The following is an 18264-nucleotide window of genomic DNA, read 5'->3' as shown; positions in this document are numbered from 1 at the left end:
TAATATATATAAACCCATAGATTATATGGATTTATGTTGTATTTAAGTTAGCTAAATTGTATTATTATCTTAGCTACAAGAAAATTATACTACGGATATCACATAAAGCTAAGTTCGCCTATTTGCAGCTATAAAATTTATCCTATTTAGTTAGGACTGTTAAATAGAACTATCTCTCTAAATCGCAGTGGTGTTAATTATTTCTCTTGTTTAGTACAAGTATTACTTAAAAGAGGTTTTCTATGTTTAATAAATTAAAATCAAAGTTTTCAGCGGTATATATTAGTCTTGTAATAATAATCGGTATAATAGGTATTTTTGCTGCCTACAATACGTTTATATTAGGAAAGCAAATCAATAGTTTGATGGTTCGCAATTACAAAAGTATTAGGGCTATAAATAATATGTCTGATGCAGTAGATGCGCAAAATGCTGCGATTTTAACCTATTTGAATATAAGTCATGAGGACGGTATTAAAAGCTTCCATCAATACTCGCTTATTTTTAATGAAAGCTATAATATAGAGGCTAACAACATAACTGAAAGCGGTGAAAAAGAGCTTGTAAATGAGCTGAGCAGTTCATATCTAACCTACATTACTCTTTTTTCCGAGCTTCAGGAAGTAAGTGCGGGAGGGAGTACTCAATCAGCTGTCAATTTCTATAAAGCAAAGCTTCAGCCCCAGCATACTCATATAAAGGAAATATTAAACACAGCCTCAAAACTAAATGAAAATGGTATGTTCAGCAGCAAAGATAGAGTTAATAATTATGCAAATTACTCCATGTATCTTATACTTGGCTTATCTACCATATGTGTTGTTATTGGTTTTGCATTATCTATGATATTGCTTAAAAAGTTTTTGTCTCCTATATATTCATTAAGGGAAACTATGAAGGCAGTAAAGGCCGGTGATTTAGATAAACAGGCTCCTATTTTATCTAAGGATGAAGTTGGAGATTTAACTGAAGAATTTAATAATATGACTAAAAGACTTCAGCTGTTTGAACAGAGTACTTTAGGACAGCTTATGTCTGAAAAAACAAAATCTATTACAATAGTAAAAAGTATCGCCGATCCATTAATAGTTTTAGATACAAATTATAAAATAACCTTGCTAAATAGTGCCTGCGAAAATATTTTTGGAATAAAGGAAAATGATGTTTTAAACAAGTACTTCTTAGAAGTTATAAATAATGGCGAGCTTTACGAATATATAAGCGTAATATTTAATTCAAATGGAAATGAAGTAGATCAAAAAATAATATATTTAGATATCAATGGAGAAGACTATTACTTCAATGTTATAGTGGGAATATTAAAGAATGCTGAAGGCGTTAATTCAGGATTAGTAGTACTATTTCAAAATGTAACTCAGCTGAAACAAATTGAAAAAATAAAGTCAGATTTTATTGCTACTATTTCACATGAATTCAAGACACCCTTAACTTCCATCATGATAGGCACAAGTTTGATTTCAGGGGAAAAGCTGGGAGATTTAAATGAAAAGCAAAAAAATATTTTAGATACCATAGAGGAAGACAGCGAAAGATTGCTGACATTAGTAGATGATTTACTTAATTTATCTAAAATAGAAGCTGGCAAGTCAGTTTTTGATATTAAACCGACTTCTATAGAAGAGATAGTAGATGCCAGTATTAAAGGGTTTACAGAGCAGGCAAAATCTAAGGAAGTATACGTCTATAACACATTAGAGAGCAATCTTCCAAAAGTAAATGCAGACTCTGAAAAGATAGTTTGGGTAATTAACAACTTAATCTCAAATGCTCTTAAACATACTGAAGCTAATGACAAAATCTTTGTTAATTCCTTTGTTAAACAGAATAGAGTATGTGTTTCTATAAAAGATACTGGTATAGGAATACCTAAAGATTATCTAGACAAGATATTTGATAAATTTATTCAAGTACCTGGAGAAGATGCCGAAGCGAAAGGTACAGGTCTCGGACTTGCAATAGCAAGAGAACTAATTGAAGCTCACGGTGGAGAAATATGGTGTGAAAGTGAGCTTGGCATTGGTACTACTTTTACATTTACTCTGCCGATAGTTATGGGGGAATAAAACTATGAAAAAAGTACTTATAGTTGATGATACAAAAAATATCAGAGTTCTGCTTACCGCTTGTTTAGAGCTTGAAGGATATGAAGTGATTTCATCAAAAAACGGAGAAGAGGCACTGGATCTTTTTACAAAGGAATCTTTTGATTTAGCTTTTTTAGATATAAAAATGCCGGAGCTTAGCGGCACAGAGGTACTTAGAAGAATACGTTCTATGGGATTCAACACTCCTGTTGTTATTATGACAGCCTTTGGTACTGTTAAAAATGCGGTTGAGTGCACAAGACTTGGAGCAGTAGCCTACCTTCAAAAGCCTTTTACAGCTGACAAAGTAAGAAACCTCTTGAATGAACTTAAAAACGATGCTTCATCAGACATTGATACTAATATAAATACTGCTAAAAAACTAATTGATGAATTAAAGCTGGAATCTGCCCTTAATGTACTCAAAAATACTCTTCCTCAGGATATAAATCGCGCTGAAATATATTCTTTGATAGGAAAGATATATGAACTTACGGGAGAACAAAAGGAAGCAGAAAGGTTCTATAATATATCAAAGCAGTTTGAGTAAAATTAAGGTATAATTTAAAAGCTTAATTCTTAATGCAAGGCCCACACCGTCACAGGCCAGGCATACGATTTATATTTCTCTTCCCTAGAATATTTATTATGTTAGGCAAGTATTAATATAGTAATAATTCCATGGGAGGAAGTATATGAATATCAAGTCAAAAATCAGCTTGCTTAAAAAACCAACTATAATCATCATCTTGGTTTTACTTATAGCAAATATTGCACAGTTTTCTTACATACAAAGACAACCTTCAAAGACAGATTTTTTTGTTCAATCAAGGCTTAATAGAGATCAGACTCTTAGTAAAATTATTTCTACTTATAAGGCCATGCTGGATGATAAAAATATTTCTATGGAAGCTAAGAACACTCTAGAAAAAAAGCTTAAAGAAGAAATTAACAATGCAAATATGGAAAATAAAATTGAAGTCATACTTAATGGAAAAGGTTTTGGTGACTCTTTTGCAGCTATATCAGATAACAATAGAGTAACCATTTTTGTAAGGTCAAAACATAAAAAATTAAATAGTCAGTCAGCTAAGATAATACAGGATGTGTTGATGGAAACTGCAAACATAAAGGATGTTGAAGTTGTAGAAAAGAAATAATTTAAAATTAATTTCCCTATGTTGTTGTGAATACATATTTTATAAATTATAATTAGAACAAGAAATTTATGGAATAATTAAGCTAAAGGGGAAGATATCATGAATTATAAGGTTGTTTATTTCTCTAGAACGGGAACTAGTAAAAAGGTCGCTGCTAAGATAGCTGCTAAGCTTTCTTGCGAAACTATTGAAATCAAAGACAATATTAATTGGAAAGGACTTATAGGTTTTATCAAAGGCGGATATTATGCTTCAAAAAACAAAAAGGTTGAAATTAGCCTCAGCGGAAGTGTAGGAAATGCAGATGAAATCGTACTTGTTACTCCTTTATGGGCTGGAGGACCTGCCCCTGCTGTTACGTCTTTTCTTAAAAAGTTTCCTTCAGATAAGGTTCATTTAGTTGTAACCTCTAAAGGAAGCACTATAAAAAATCATTCCTCAGGTTTTAAGTCTATAACTTCCATAGTCAGAAGCAACAATAACGAGGATTCTGCTATAGAAAATTTAGTAAAAAGCTTATCAAAATAAGCACATTGGGGATGTTAAAAAACAACTAAACTTAGCATGTTATTGAATACGTAAAAACATTTGAACAAGCAACAATAAGACTTTAATTTAAAAATTTATAAGGCCGTTAAAAATCTTATATTGTCTGAGCAAAGCGAGTTTATAAGATTTAGGCTTTATAAATTTTTTAATTATTAGTCTTATCTGCGAAGCGAAAGTTTTCTAGAATTCAAATAACATGCGGCAAGTTTAAGTTATTTTGCAGCATCCCCCATATTTATTTGATTCCTTTAATAAACTTTACTATTGAAGCAATGTCCTTAGTACTTCCTGAAGCATTGATTTTATCATTTAAGCTGCTGTTATTTACAAAGGTTCCATCACTCTTTTGAGTAAATACATTACATATAGCTGACGGAACTTTTTTTGTTACATCAGTGGCTTTGTATAAAATAATTACATCTTTCAGACTGTCATTATTTATATCTGTAAAAGATACTGCGCTTATGCTTTCAATAGCGTAATTCTTAGTCTGATAATCATTTAAATAAAGGTCTGGGAACTTGTAGGCTATATTACATTTGCTGTCCTGAAGGTAAAAGCTGAAGCCTGTATTCCAGTTGGTTTCAGATATAAATCTTATCTTTCCATATTTATTTAAATCCACATCGAAGCATTGGCCTTCAACATCTTTCCAGCCGCCTTCTCTTAAATCATTTATTGTTCTTTTAATAGGTGTATTGATATTTACGAGATTAAAAGTGCCTGGGCTAATTCCCCAGCCTGAATTTACGCTCTCGCTTTTCTTATCATAGGATAATTTAAGCACCACTTGCTTATCATTAAATTCAAGTTCTATTGTTCCGCTGTGATCCCAGCCATCATTGCTAAAATTGGTGCTGAATTTATTATTATTAATCTTTCCTTTGATATCAATATTTGATATGTGTCCAAATCCAGAGGAGGAATCACTTACAACACCTGACAGCTCGCCGCTTTTGTCCGCTTTAATGCTAATTACAGTTCCAAAGGGTATGTCGTGTTTTAAATTGTTTTCAGTTACCCATCTTCCTGAGTATTTTGAGTAACCTGCTTCTGAAGCTACAGTGTTTGAAGCTTCATCTGTTTTCTTAGTTTCAGGGGCAGCAGGGGTTTTATCTTTATTGCCTGCTGATTGTGTCTGAACCTGCTTTATTTCATTTTGTACCGCTGCCTTTTTACCAGCACATCCGGTTATCAATACGCTGATTAAAACAGCAGCAATTAATATAAGATTTTTTTTCATAATTAAGCCTCCTTTTTAAGTCTAGAAATTAACCATTCAGGGTTAGCCTGACAGGCAAGAGCATAACCAATATATTAATATAGTCTTAGTATACCCTTACCTTTAAACATGTTCAATAAACTTCCTTATTAATATATAACTGTTAATAAAGCAGCTTATTGGAAAATAAGTTGTTATAGAAAACGTTAAATAAATGATATAATTAAAAAAGCAGTATACTGATTTAAGTTCAGTACACCGCTTTCATCGTGTAATTTATAAAATTATTTTGCTAATTCATAGATAGCATTAGCATAAATTTTGCTGTTTAAAAGAAGGTCTTCAACTTCAATATATTCGTTAGCTTGATGATCTAAATCTGGCTTTCCAGGAAATATAGGACCAAAAGCAACTATATTAGGCATTGCCTTTGCATAGGTTCCTCCGCCGATTGCTAAAAGCTTTGGCTCCTCTCCTGTCTGTTCCTTATAAACCTTTTGAAGTTTTTGAATTACTGGGTGCTCTGGTGGATAGTATAAAGGTTTTACAGGATCTATCTTTGAAAGCTCTATATTATTTTCTGCCGCTTTGCTGTTTAAAATGTCTATAATTTTGCTTCCTTCTATAGTTACAGGATAACGTATGTCAATTGATAAGGATATTGAATTTTCATCCATCGCCATAACTCCTGCATTTAAGGAAAGCTTTCCTGAAGCTTCGTCTCTAAAACCTACACCAAGAGAAGTTCCGTCTGTCTCAAAGCCTATAGCTTTATTTACAAAAGCTATATAATCTGCTAAATCCTTTTGAGCTATTGAAAGTTCCCCTAGGAATTTAAACATCTGCATTACTGCATTTTTACCCATATGAGGCATGCTTCCATGAGCTGATACTCCTATTGATTTTAAAATCACAAGATTATCCTTAACTTCTGCACTTATATCAAAGCTATTGTTTTCCGAAAAACTCTTTGCTAAAGCTAAAAGCTTTTCCTTATCTTTTGCCTCAATTACTGCTTCACAGTAATCAGGAACCATGTTAGGTCTTACTCCACCCTTTATAGCTTTAACTAATAAGTCTCCTTCTGAAGCTTTGAGCTGTTTCTTTAAATTGGTATGTATAATTCCTTTTTCAGCAAATATAATTGGATACTCTGCATCTGGTGTAAATCCTGCTACTGGAGGCTTTTCTTTTTTATTATAGTGTTCAATGTCTGCATCTCCGGTTTCTTCATTTAAGCCGAATATAACTCTTACTCTCTTTGAAACAGGAAGATTTAAATCTTTAATTGCCTTAAGACCAAATAAAGCTGCCATTACTGGTCCCTTGTCATCAAGACTTCCACGGGCATATATTTTTCCATCATGAATTTCTGCACCATAAGGAGGATACATCCAGCCGTCCCCTTCAGGAACAACATCAAGGTGTCCAAGAACTGCCACATAATCTTCACCTTCACCGTATTCAGCATATCCTACATAACCATCAAGATTTACTGTTTTAAAGCCAAGCTTTGAAGATATTTCTAATGCCTTTTCAAGAGCTTTTTTAGGACCTGCTCCAAAAGGGCCTCCTTCTACTGCTGCTTCTTCTGTGCTTTTTATTTGAAGAACTTCTCTTGTTGCCTCAATAAGCTCTTCCTTTAAGCTATCGATTTTTTCGTTAAGACTCATAATATTTCTCCTTTCATTCGAAACACTGGGTAGCTTAAGACATTCGCTTTGCTCATAAGCTACCCGTTGAAGTCCATTTAGGACTTCAACCTCCTTTCATTCGAAACACTGGGTAGCTTAAGACATTCGCTCTGCTCACAAGCTACCCGTTGGAGTCCATTTAGGACTCCAACCTCCTTTCATCACCGGAAATACTTGATTAATAACATAATCTGTTGTGCTAGTCCAATTAACTCGCATAGTTAGCTGAACTAGTACAAGAGGTTAACATACTATAATTATATTTTGCTTCCTATTTTCTATAATGTCAAATGCTTTACATGTACATATTCCTTAAAATCAGCCAAAAATATAGTGATGCTATTCATAAAATAGCACCACCTCATTATTATATAAAACTTTCTTTTATTCATTTATTATAACTTAGTAACTTGAAAATTATCATGCGTAATGTCTACTAAATATTTTTCTCCTCTAACTATTATCTTAAACGCCATCCTTTTCCACCTTTCAGGAAGGTTTGGATTCACACTTATTTCTCCATTCTCAACCTTTAGCCCCGCAAAGCCTAGAATTGCTGACATCCAGGCACCTCCATTGGCGGCCGGATGAGTACCTCCTATATAAATAGAACCAGCAAACTGCTTAGAGTCACCTGTGAGGTCTACATTTGAAGTTTTAACAAAGAAGGGATACGCCCACTCTGAATTACCTATTTCACAGGACAATAATGAATAAATGCAGGGACTTAAGCTTGAACCATGCTCAGTTCTAGGCTCATAGTACTCCCAGTTAGCTTTTTTAACCTCATTGGAATATTCATTTTTAAACAGGTATAGCATAAGCACAACATCAGCCTGCTTAATAATCTTTGTAGTTGAGGAAACACCGTGTCCCCCTCCCCAATATTCTCTAGGATTAATAAGTCTGCTTCTGACCTCATCAAGAGAACAATCCTCTAACCTGTTATAACCATCAAACTGCTCTATTAACAGTGTATTTTCATCAGGCTCAGGAACATAAAGCTTTTCTTTAAATTTGATAAGATTATTAATCTCCTTAGAGTAATCGAGTTTTGCTATAAGCTCCTGATAATCCTTAATATATTCCTTTTTAAGAAGTTCTAGAGTCTTAAGTGCAGCATCAGCTGTGTAGTAAATCATTTTATTTGTATAGGCATTATTATTTACTCTTTCATGATACTCATCAGGACCAATTACATCTAGAATTTCGTATCTATTCTTATCTTCTTTAAAATAAGCATAAGAATAAAAAAATCTAGCACATTCTAATATAACTTCTGCACCACCATTTAAAAGAAGGCTTACATCTCCGGTAAACTTATAAGTTTCCCATACTGCATATGAGATCGCAGCACTTATATGAACTTGCTTGTCTTTGAAATAGGTTTTCACAGGGCGTCCCGTAAATACATCAGTTACATTAAAATCACTGCAGGCATCCTCCCCGTTTTCATGGCTCTCCCATGCATAGAAGGCTCCTTTAAAGCCATAGAATTCAGCTTTTTTTCTTGCACCCTCTAAGGTTCTTATACGATAGTTGACCAGATTTCTAGCTACTTCCGGTGCTGTATGAAGAAAAAATGGAAGCATAAACATCTCTGTATCCCAAAAAATCGCACCTTTATAGGTTTGGCCTGAAAGTCCTCTCGCCGGAATTGAGAGTTTACTTGAGTGCATAGGTGCAATTATCTGAAGCTGGTATATGCTGTAGCGAAGCGATAGTTGGTCTTCATCACTTCCCTCTATTAATACATCCGAAGCTTCCCATCTGTCCTTCCACTGCTCTATGTGCTCTGAGTACACCTTTTCATATCCCATGCTTGAAGCTCTTAATATGCTCAAGCAACAATCCTCCAGCACATTTTTGGAGCCATCATTTTCTGTCCATACTGAAGCATATTTATATATTGTATATTGAACTTTTGGCTCTGTCTTAAAAGCAATATTACGAAAAATACTTTTTTCAGTTTTCACTATACTTTCTTCAGCCTCAAACGTTCTTTCGCATATTTCTGCTACTGCTACCGGAACCTTTAGCTCTTGGGTCAAGGCAGAAACCTTTATCAGGCTTTTTTCCTGTTCAACAGTATATTCTTCAAGATGAGGCCCATTTATGTCCCATACATCTCCGTCTATGCCCGTCTTTATTGCTAAATTACAAGTCCTCTCTGTTGATACCGTATATTTAAGACAAAGCATATGGACATCAGTAAGGCTTACAAAGCGTTCTGATGTAATCTTAACCTTTCCGTACTCTGTATCCCATACTGTGCAACGCTTATGGATTCCATTTTTAATATCTAAGCTTTGACTATGCTCAATTGGAGCCATATTCATAATTCCAAGCTCTCTGCCTTCAACTGATAAAGCTGCGAATAAAGCGTTAGGAGCATTAATAGGCTCCCTCCAGCTATCTCCCTGTCTATCATATAGACCTGCTAGATTGCAGGCTGCAAGCTCTTTTTTAGTATACTCCTCCAAAGTTCCTCGATAGCCCATATATCCATTGCCTGTCATAAACTTATTGCCATTACTTACTATGTTATTGCTATCAAATTTATTTTCTTCTATAATCCATCCCATAGCTACCCTCTCCAACCTTCCGGCATTGGTAATACTATACCTTCAGAACCAACCATATATCTTTTATCATAAATAGAAATTTCAACGGACAATCCATTAAGTGGTCTAAAACTGATTTTTTCCTTATCAACCTTTATTAAAAGTATTGCCTCTTTGTAAACAACTCTGAAGCTGTAACTATCCCATATCTTAGGTATAGAAGGATTAAATGTCAGCACTTCTCCATCACTTCTCATTCCGCCGAAACCATAAACAATATTTAACCAGGCACCAGCAAGACTTGTAGTATGAAGTCCTTCCTTTGTATTTCTATTATAATTATCTAAATCCATACGAGTAGCAAAGCCAAAGAAATCAAGTGCTTCCTCATGCTTTTTAAGCTCTGCTGCAAAAATTGAATGAATAGAAGGAGACAATGAAGATTCATGAATACATCTTGGCTCATAGCATTCGTAGTTAGCCTGCTTCACTTCTGTGCTGAATTCCTGATTATAAAGAAACATAAACATTAAAACATCAGGCTGTTTTATCATATCGCTTCTATATATTCTGTCATAAGACCAGTTATGATATAGTGGGAATTCCTCAACCGGTATTGAATCCACATCAATATGAGGAAGAGCAAAATACCCTTCATGCTGCTCATATAGCTTACTTTCCTCATCAAACAAGATATCCATATTATCTGAACAATTCTTAATATCTTGGAGTTCTTCATCAGTAAAATGTACCTTTGTTTGAAGTTCATCATACTTTATCTTTGAAAATTTCTTCATATCCTCCAAGACAGATAAGGTATATTCAAAGGTCTTCTTTGCCATATAGTTAGTGTAGCAATTGTTATTAACCATCATATGGAACTCGTCAGGACCCATGACAGCGTAAAAACCGAATTTATTAGTAAGCTGGCTAAAAGCTCCCCGAGATCTTAAAAATCTGCTGATTTCTATAAGCATCTCAGCACCGTGACCATACAAGAATTCCTTATCATCTCTTAGGCGAGCATAATGCCAAATTCCATAGGCCACCCCCGTGCTTGGCTGAAACTGAAGACTTGCGTGCTGCCAAAGATCACAGGCCTCTTCACCATTCAAGGTAGCTATAGGATAACAAGCACCTTTACAGTCAAGCATTTTAGCCCTCTCCTTAGCCCTTTCAAGCTTACTGTATCTATACTCCAATAAATTTTTAGCAGCTTTTAAATTGTTGAATAGGAAAAAAGGAAGACAGCAGGTTTCAGTATCCCAAAAAGCATGTCCATTATAAGCTTCTCCTGTAAGTCCCTTTGCTCCTATATTGTTAGTTGGATTTTGTCCATGATAGGTTTGCTGCATTTGAAAAATACAGAATCTTATACCTTGCTGATTCTTAGCATCTCCATCAATCTGTATATCAAATCTGTTCCAAATATTTTCCCATAATAACTTGTTATCACTTAGCGCTGCATTAAGTCCCTTGTCTGCCTGTTCCTTTACAGCACTAATACCGGTATTCCAAATATATTCGTTATCTGCTTTAGAATCCTTTACCACGATATTTGATACAAGTTTGTCAACCCAAGTAACTTCTGCTTGATTAAGGGACATCTTAACCTTATAGCCAATCAGTTTATCACTCTCATAAGTACTTTTGCTTATAACGCCGTTAGACATTAGCTTAAAGCCTGAAAATACCCTTTGGTTTGAAGTTAAAGTTTCTCCTATGATAGCTGCTATATCCTCACTCTTATCTTTTTTAACTATGTTCCAGTAGTTTTTCTCTCTTGAAACGTGAATAGTTCCAAAATCTAATGCCATTACAACTTCAATATTTCCTGTAAAATTAATAGGTTCAAATTCAATTCTTTGAAAACCTTGAGAGGTTTTATCCATATTTAAAAACCTCAAAAATTTCACTTTCAAGTTCTTACCACTCTTTAAATTCCAGATAAATTCCCTGGTAAGGGTACCTTCCTTTAAGTCTAATACTCTTTTAAAATCCTTAAATTCAACATTTTTTAAGTCAAGCTGTTCTCCCTCAAGCATCATTCTTGTGTAAAGCCAGTCTACTGAGTTCACCATGAAATGAGTATGATCCACAATTCCCCTGTAGGCAGTCTTATTTACATCTTTTGAAAACTCATATACTCCATTAAAATAACTTCCTAGCAGGCTGTCACAGGAGCAGCCTTCTTCAAAATAACCTCTTACACCCATGTACTCATTTGCTAAAGAAAATACCGATTCAGCTACCATACTTCTTTCTGGATCAAAGCCCTCCTCAATAATTTTCCATGGATCAACCTTAAAATAAATATCTGCAATTTTAGCCATAACAACCCCCGCCTTACTTTTTAAACATCTTTAACCTTTAACTCCCGAATGAGTATTGCTTTGAGTAATTTGTTTTTGGAATAAAGTAAATAAAACTATTGGTGGAATGATAGCAAAAACAATAGCCCTCAGAACTTCTACATCAGTTGCTTTTATGCTGGTTCTGAACTGGAACAGCCGCACCATTATAGTTTCATGTCCTGAATTATTTAATAATAAATAGGGCAATAAGAAATCTGACCAAGCTGCATTTACTGCGTACATAGCTATTACCATAGTAATCGGTTTGCTTAATGGCATAACAATCTTAAAAAATATTTGCCAGTTATTGCATCCGTCAATTTTTGATGCTTCTATGATTGACGCAGGAAGAGTATCAAAAAACTGCTTATACAAAACTATATAAAAAGCATTTGCACCTATAGAGAGCCAAAGTGGGTAGAAAGTACCGTTAAGATGCATTTTGCTTAGATTGATAAACAGAGGAACTACACTTGTAGTAGCCGGTACCATAAGGCTTCCTAGTATAAGTCCATATATAAACTTCGAGCCTTTTGGCTTAAGTATTGAAATTGCGTATGCCAAAAGCCCGTTAAATACTATGGCGCACACAACGCTTCCCACTACAGAATAAAAGGAATTTATATAATACTTTATAAATTTAAGATCATTCCATGTCTTTATAAACCTGCTAAAATCAAAACTCTTTGGTATCAAGGATGGTTCCAGTGTAAATTCCTTTATATCCTTAAAGCTCGATAGAAAAACCCAAATTGGAGGTGCAATCGAAATAAGAGTTATAATTATGCAGACAGCAAAAAGTACATAATAGAAAATCCGTATAGATGGTTTTTTTAAATCTGAATAAGTTATAATTCCGTTATCCTTACTCTTTATCTTAAACACAGAAGCTCACTCCTTTCTAAATATCCTGCTCTTTGCTGAATTTATTGTAAACCGCCGTTAATGTAACTAAGAATAAGCTTATAATAACTGATACTGCGGCAGCTTTTGGATAATCAAATTTTTCGAAGGCGTATTTAAAAACAAGCTGCATTATAGAAATTGAGGCATTGTTTGGTCCTCCATTGGTCATTACTAAAGGCTCATAAAGAATTTGGAAAACAGAAATAACCTGTAAAATCAAAAGAGAACGTATTAAATTCTTAAGATTCGGCACAGTCACGTGTACTATTCTCTTCCAAATACCTGCTCCATCTATAATTGCCGCCTCGTATAGTTCAGGATTTATTCCTTGAAGTGCTGCCAGATATATGAGTGCAGTAGCTCCTGCACCTTTCCAAGTCATGGTCAGGACTATGAGCGGTATCGTAATCTTCGGATTGCTTAGCCATACCTGTGGCTGAACACCTATGTTTCCGAGTATAATATTGAGCACTCCTGTTTTACCCGGTCTAAAAATAAAAGCCCACATCATAACTGTAGCAAGGCCCGGTACAATATTAGGAAAATATATGCCGACTCTGAAAAGACCTTTTGCATGTACCATTTCATTTATAATTACTGCCATTATAATTGGCACTAAAAATCCTATTAAAAGCGACCAAATAGTGTAGGAAAATGTATTTCTAACCGCAGGAAAAAAATCAGGGTGATGAAAAACATCAATATAATTTTTTAGGCCTACAAATTCTACTGTTCGCATACCTTTAGCACTATAAAGTGATAGTCTAATGCTTGCCAGGAGCGGTTCCCATACGAAAAATGCAAATAAAATCAGAGTAGGCGCCATAATCAGCCATCCTGACATATTTTTTTTAATAACACCTGGTATTTTAAGCTCTCTTGTTTTTTTACTTACTTGAAGCACTTTACCCATCCTCCTTTTTCTGCCTAACTTAACACCGTGAGAGTATATATGCCTCTCACGGTGTATGAAGGTTTTATTACTTCTTATTTACCTGGCTGTCTAAAATCTTTTGGAGATTTGTATTTGCTGTATCAAGTAGTTTTTTAACATCAGCATTTTTATCTGTAAGCACAGCTTGAAGAACTTTTGTTAGCTCTGCGTACATATCTTGAGTCTGTTTTGGTTCTTCAAGATGTAAGTTGTCCTTTTGCTTTATTATGTTGTAATAGTCATTGTAAAAAGCCATATTTACATTTGAATACTTCTTTACAACCTCATCCTGTGCTTTTAGATAATCTGGTGCAGTCCATGCTGGGAAAGAAGGTATAACAGGCACCCCATTTGCAACTCTATTCTTAGCATCTGTTTCCATACCAGCTTTAGCTGCATCTGTTGCTACAGGAGCTTTTCCCATGATCTCAAGGAACTTAAGAGCAGCTTTAACTTCTTCAGAAGTAGCCTTAGCAGAGAACATGTAAGGTGTTCCGCCCATTAATGAATATTGTCCCCCTGGTCCAGCAGGAAGCGGTACTAAAGCAAGTTTCTTAACATCAAGTTTATTTACTTGAGTTGGCTGATTAACAGCATCATTAGCTCCAATATACATTGCTGCAGCGCCAGTTCCAAGTGCTTTGAATCCAGTACCCCAATCTTCATTTGTTGGATCAGCTGTTAAAACATCATATTTCCACTTTAAGTCCTTTACATAACTCATAGCAGCAATGTTTTCAGGTGAATTTAATTGAGCAACCCACTTACCATCTTTTTGAGCTTCAAGCTTAGCACCAAAAGCCCAAGCTAAACTTGAATAATGCCATCCACCTGCATTATCTTTAGCCAAGATACATATTCCGGCACTTCCAGTTTTATCTTTTATTGTTTTAGCTGTTTGAGCAAGCTCTTCCCATGTCTTAGGATACTTTGGAACTCCATTAGCATCTACTAAGCCTGCCTTTTCAAATAGCTCTACATTAACCATTAAGCCAAGAGCATAGCCGTCACGAGGTATACCATATATTTTCCCATTCTTTGAAAGAAGCTCTTTAATAGTAGGATTCATAGCATTGTCCCAGCCAAGCTCTTTAAGCTCAGCAGTTATATCCTTAACAAAACCGCCTTCGATAAGCTTTTGCGGTTCTGTATACCAAGTTTCAAATATAGTAGGCAGATTGCCTGACTCCGCTAAGGATACAAAAGTATCAGTAGCATACTTATAGTTTGCTGGTGTAACCTTTACGCCAGGATTTTTAGTCTTAAAATCTTCTGTCCATTTTTCATACATTTTAATATCATCAGTTAAAGTAGCTTCTGGCCATATACCAAGTTTAAGTTCTACTTCTTTTGATGATGATGCTGGTGCATCCTTGCCTGAGCTTTGAGTGCTCTTTGCACATCCTGCTAAAGTTAGTACTGACAACATGAGACCTAAAGAAATAAGTTTTTGAATACTTTTTTTCATATAATTTCCCCCCTGATATTCATGTAAGTTTAACGTTCAACCAATCGTTAAAAAAATATAGGTTTAACGTTCAACCTAATTTAACTATAATCGTTTTCACTATAGAAGTCAATATATATTCTGAAAATTATTTAAAAACCATTCTAAAGAAAATGGCTGCTAAAAATTTAATCAGACATCTCGTACTGACCTATCTTCAACAACCTCTATTAAGCCAATTATATAAACTTTTACTACTTGTCTATTTGCTTTACACTATTTCGTTCAACTATGCTTACTGGCAACACAATATTATTATTTTCAATTGAGCTACCCTCAATAACACTTACCAGAGTTTCAACAGCAACTTTTCCTTTCTCTTGTGGATCCTGGTGAATTGTAGTTAGTCTTGGCGCCGTAAGGGAACTGATATAAAGATCATCAAAGCCAACTATAGAAATATCATCTGGCACGCTCTTTCCTTCTTCCATAAGTCCAGAGATGATACCTGCTGCCAAAATATCTGCAGTGGCAAACACAGCAGTTATGTCAGTTCTTCTGCTCAACTTATGTCCAAGCTCAATGCCTTCAGTAATTGTAATTTCCTGTTGGTATACATTTTTATCTTCAAAGGGAATACCGGCCTCTTTAAGCGCCATTTTGTATCCTATAAGACGTTCCTCTACTACACCATTTTTCTTAATTATAGGAGATGCAAAAACTATATTTCTATGCCCTTTATCAATTAGATATTTTGTGGCTAGATAACCTCCCCTACAGTCATCAAGACCTATATTTAATACTTTCTTATTATCAATATAGCTATCTATCAGTACAAAAGGAATGTTAGCCTTGGTTAGCTTTTCAAAAAAATCATCCTGAAATAAACCTATAATTATTAAACCGTCAATATTCCAATTACGCAGTAATGAAAATAGATCTTCTTCGCTATAAACTGTACGTATCATCATATAATAGCCTTTTTCACGAAGCTTCTTTTCAATGCCTTCAATAACTACACTATGAAACGGGTCGGAAATAAAGTTTCCGGTTTTCTCAGGAACTACATGATTAATAACCCCAATAATTTTTGACAGCTTATTAACAAGAGATCTTGCTGTCATATTAGGGACATAATTATCTCTTTCAATTATCATCTTTATCTTTTCTACAGTTTCAGGTGCAACGCGCTTATAATTACCATGAATAACATTTGAAACTGTAGTAACACTTACATTTGCTTCTTTAGCAATATCCTTTAAAGTGACCATATATTCCCTCCATATAACCCTGACAACATAACTAATGTAAATTATTACGTTTTCACCATAAGTCTATATCAATTTTTTTTATAAATCAATATGGTACTATAAAATATTTTATACACCTATTGACAGTAGTTTACAAAAGATGTATTATTGTATTAAGTCATTAGTACAATAATACATGAAAGGAGTTTTAAAGATGCAGTGGGATATTAACTCGGAAAGACCAGTTTATATACAGCTAATAGAGCAGATCCAGGCATCAATTATTACAGGGTATTTCAAGCCTGCTGATAAACTTCCTTCTGTGAGAGATTTAGCTGCGGAAGCTTCAGTTAACCCAAATACAATGCAAAAGGCTCTTTCAGAACTCGAGCGAACAGGACTTGTTTACAGTAATCGAACAAGCGGAAGGTATATTACGTCTGATTTATTATTAATCAAAGAACTTAAGAAACAATCTGCCAAGAATTTAGTAATAGATTTTCTAGACAAAATGAATCAGCTTGGCTATGAAAAAGAAGAAGTTTTATCAATTTTATCGGAAACAGTAAAGGAGATGGGAAAATGAGTACAATTTTAGAGTGTCAAGCTTTATCAAAAAGATTTTCTGGTTTTGCTGCTCTTACAGATGTAAATCTAACCTTAGAGAAGGGTCGTATTATAGGGCTGTTAGGACCAAACGGAAGCGGAAAATCTACGCTTTTAAAAATTATTAACGGTCTTTTAGTCCCTGATACAGGTAAAATTCAGATTGCAGGCATGGAACCAGGAATTGAAACAAAAAAAATAGTGTCCTACCTTCCTGAAAGAACTTATCTTAATGATTGGATGAAGGTAAGCGAACTTGTAGCTTTCTTTAAGGATTTTTATAGCGATTTTGATGCAAATAAAGCTTATGATATGCTCAGCCGCCTTCAGATTGACCCTGGCAGAAAGCTAAAAACTCTATCGAAGGGTACAAAAGAAAAAGTACAGCTTATTTTAGTTATGAGCCGCAGCGCAGAACTGTATTGCTTAGATGAGCCAATTGGGGGAGTTGATCCTGCTTCAAGAGACTATATTCTCAATACAATAATCAGTAACTACAATGAAAACGCAACGGTATTGATTTCTACTCATCTTATTGCAGAGATCGAAAATATATTAGATGAGGTTATATTTATTAAAAATGGCACAGTTACTCTTCACTCTTCCGTAGATGATGTACGTGCAAAGGAAGGAAAATCTGTAGATTCGTTGTTCAGGGAGGTATTCAAATGCTAAATAAGTTAATGAAATATGAATTAAAGGCAACTTCCAGACTTCTTGTTCCCTTATATTTAATACTATTTATACTTTCTATAGTTAATCGCTTTATATTTAACTTCAACAGCCAGGATGTAGTATTTAAAATTGTAAATACCTTTCTTATGATAAGCTATGTAATATCAATCTTTGCAGTTTTAATTGTAACTGTTATATACATGATTGTAAGGTTTTATAAAAACCTTCTCACAGACGAAGGATATTTAATGTTCACACTGCCAACTAAGACTCATGAGCTTATTACTTCAAAGCTCATAATTACAGTACTTTGGACTATTATAAGCGTTGCAGCAGTTTTGATTTCCTTGTTTATTGCATTTTCATCGCAAGCCGATTTTGTTGATATCCTAAATGCAGTAAGAGATGCTATAACAAGTTTAAATAGAGACTTCGGTGGAAATTGGATGTTTGCACTTATTGAAGGAATTGTTATGTTACTTTTAAGTCTGACTACAAATATACTGATGATATACACTTCTATAGCTTTAGGACAATTATTCTCCAAGCATAAGATTATAGGCTCTTTTATATCCTATATAGCAATTTACACAGTTATTCAGTTTGCTATGATTATTGTGCTAGTTATTTTCGGAGCATTCAATTCAAATACGGAAGTTGGGATTTCTGTACTTCCTAAAGTAATTCTCCCGACTTCTATAATAATTCTTGCTGCCGGGTCTTCATGTTTCTACCTTGGAACAAATTATATTTTTAAGAAAAAGCTTAATTTAGACTAAAAAACAATAAACAGGGGTG

15 protein-coding genes are annotated in these 18264 nt (G+C 34.4%); 7 read left to right on the top strand and 8 right to left on the bottom strand.

Translation table 11 applies throughout. The annotated features are described in order from the left end of the window. Positions 1-242: 242 nt before the first annotated feature. The 4 genes from JK636_RS14880 (at position 243) to JK636_RS14865 (ending at position 3793) form a co-directional block, all read left to right on the top strand. Entirely contained in the window at positions 243-2084 is a 1842-nt protein-coding gene (locus JK636_RS14880) for a sensor histidine kinase (protein WP_202749804.1), read from the top strand. 4 nt (positions 2085-2088) lie between these two features. Next, the gene (locus tag JK636_RS14875; RefSeq protein ID WP_202749803.1) at positions 2089-2655 is read left to right on the top strand and encodes a response regulator; all 567 of its coding nucleotides are present in this window, start codon (positions 2089-2091) and stop codon (positions 2653-2655) included. Between the two features lie 145 nt (positions 2656-2800). Beyond that, positions 2801-3265, top strand: a complete 465-nt coding sequence (locus tag JK636_RS14870) for a SpoIIIAH-like family protein (protein ID WP_202749802.1) — start codon at positions 2801-2803, stop codon at positions 3263-3265. A 99-nt stretch (positions 3266-3364) separates the two neighbouring features. After that, positions 3365-3793, top strand: coding sequence for a hypothetical protein (locus JK636_RS14865; protein ID WP_202749801.1), 429 nt, complete (start codon positions 3365-3367; stop codon positions 3791-3793). A 256-nt stretch (positions 3794-4049) separates the two neighbouring features. Here JK636_RS14865 and JK636_RS14860 read toward each other — a convergent pair whose 3' ends face one another. The 8 genes from JK636_RS14860 to JK636_RS14825 all read right to left on the bottom strand — a co-directional run bounded on the left by JK636_RS14860 (position 4050) and on the right by JK636_RS14825 (position 16206). Next, a complete protein-coding gene (locus JK636_RS14860; RefSeq protein WP_202749800.1) occupies positions 4050-5057 on the bottom strand; it encodes a hypothetical protein in 1008 nt (335 codons plus the stop codon). Between the two features lie 263 nt (positions 5058-5320). Next, on the bottom strand, positions 5321-6709 hold the full coding sequence (pepV, locus tag JK636_RS14855; protein ID WP_202749799.1) for a dipeptidase PepV: 1389 nt from the start codon (positions 6707-6709) through the stop codon (positions 5321-5323). A gap of 416 nt (positions 6710-7125) precedes the next feature. Continuing rightward, entirely contained in the window at positions 7126-9315 is a 2190-nt protein-coding gene (locus JK636_RS14850) for a glycoside hydrolase family 65 protein (protein ID WP_202749798.1), read from the bottom strand. Between the two features lie 2 nt (positions 9316-9317). Beyond that, the gene (locus JK636_RS14845) at positions 9318-11627 is read right to left on the bottom strand and encodes a glycoside hydrolase family 65 protein (RefSeq protein WP_202749797.1); all 2310 of its coding nucleotides are present in this window, start codon (positions 11625-11627) and stop codon (positions 9318-9320) included. A gap of 30 nt (positions 11628-11657) precedes the next feature. Then, the gene (locus JK636_RS24040; protein WP_202749796.1) at positions 11658-12533 is read right to left on the bottom strand and encodes an ABC transporter permease subunit; all 876 of its coding nucleotides are present in this window, start codon (positions 12531-12533) and stop codon (positions 11658-11660) included. 16 nt (positions 12534-12549) lie between these two features. Next, the gene (locus JK636_RS14835; RefSeq protein WP_202749795.1) at positions 12550-13467 is read right to left on the bottom strand and encodes a carbohydrate ABC transporter permease; all 918 of its coding nucleotides are present in this window, start codon (positions 13465-13467) and stop codon (positions 12550-12552) included. Positions 13468-13534: 67 nt separating this feature from the next. Then, positions 13535-14956, bottom strand: a complete 1422-nt coding sequence (locus JK636_RS14830) for an ABC transporter substrate-binding protein (protein ID WP_202749794.1) — start codon at positions 14954-14956, stop codon at positions 13535-13537. A gap of 233 nt (positions 14957-15189) precedes the next feature. Continuing rightward, on the bottom strand, positions 15190-16206 hold the full coding sequence (locus JK636_RS14825) for a LacI family DNA-binding transcriptional regulator (RefSeq protein ID WP_202749793.1): 1017 nt from the start codon (positions 16204-16206) through the stop codon (positions 15190-15192). Between the two features lie 193 nt (positions 16207-16399). Between JK636_RS14825 and JK636_RS14820 the strand changes: the two genes are divergently transcribed. From JK636_RS14820 to JK636_RS14810, 3 genes are read left to right on the top strand one after another with little or no spacing between them, the layout of a single operon-like run. After that, the gene (locus JK636_RS14820) at positions 16400-16771 is read left to right on the top strand and encodes a GntR family transcriptional regulator (protein ID WP_202749792.1); all 372 of its coding nucleotides are present in this window, start codon (positions 16400-16402) and stop codon (positions 16769-16771) included. Then, positions 16768-17466, top strand: coding sequence for an ABC transporter ATP-binding protein (locus JK636_RS14815; protein ID WP_202749791.1), 699 nt, complete (start codon positions 16768-16770; stop codon positions 17464-17466). The genes JK636_RS14820 and JK636_RS14815 overlap by 4 nt, the downstream gene beginning before the upstream one ends. After that, positions 17460-18245: a hypothetical protein gene (locus tag JK636_RS14810; protein WP_202749790.1), complete on the top strand. Its 786-nt coding sequence runs from the start codon at positions 17460-17462 to the stop codon at positions 18243-18245. Before JK636_RS14815 ends, JK636_RS14810 begins: the two co-directional genes overlap by 7 nt. Positions 18246-18264 lie beyond the last annotated feature (19 nt).

It is taken from the genome of Clostridium rhizosphaerae, from assembly GCF_016765585.1.
GTDB lineage: Bacteria > Bacillota > Clostridia > Clostridiales > Clostridiaceae > Clostridium_AT > Clostridium_AT rhizosphaerae.
This window is presented reverse-complemented; position numbering and strand designations above follow the sequence as displayed.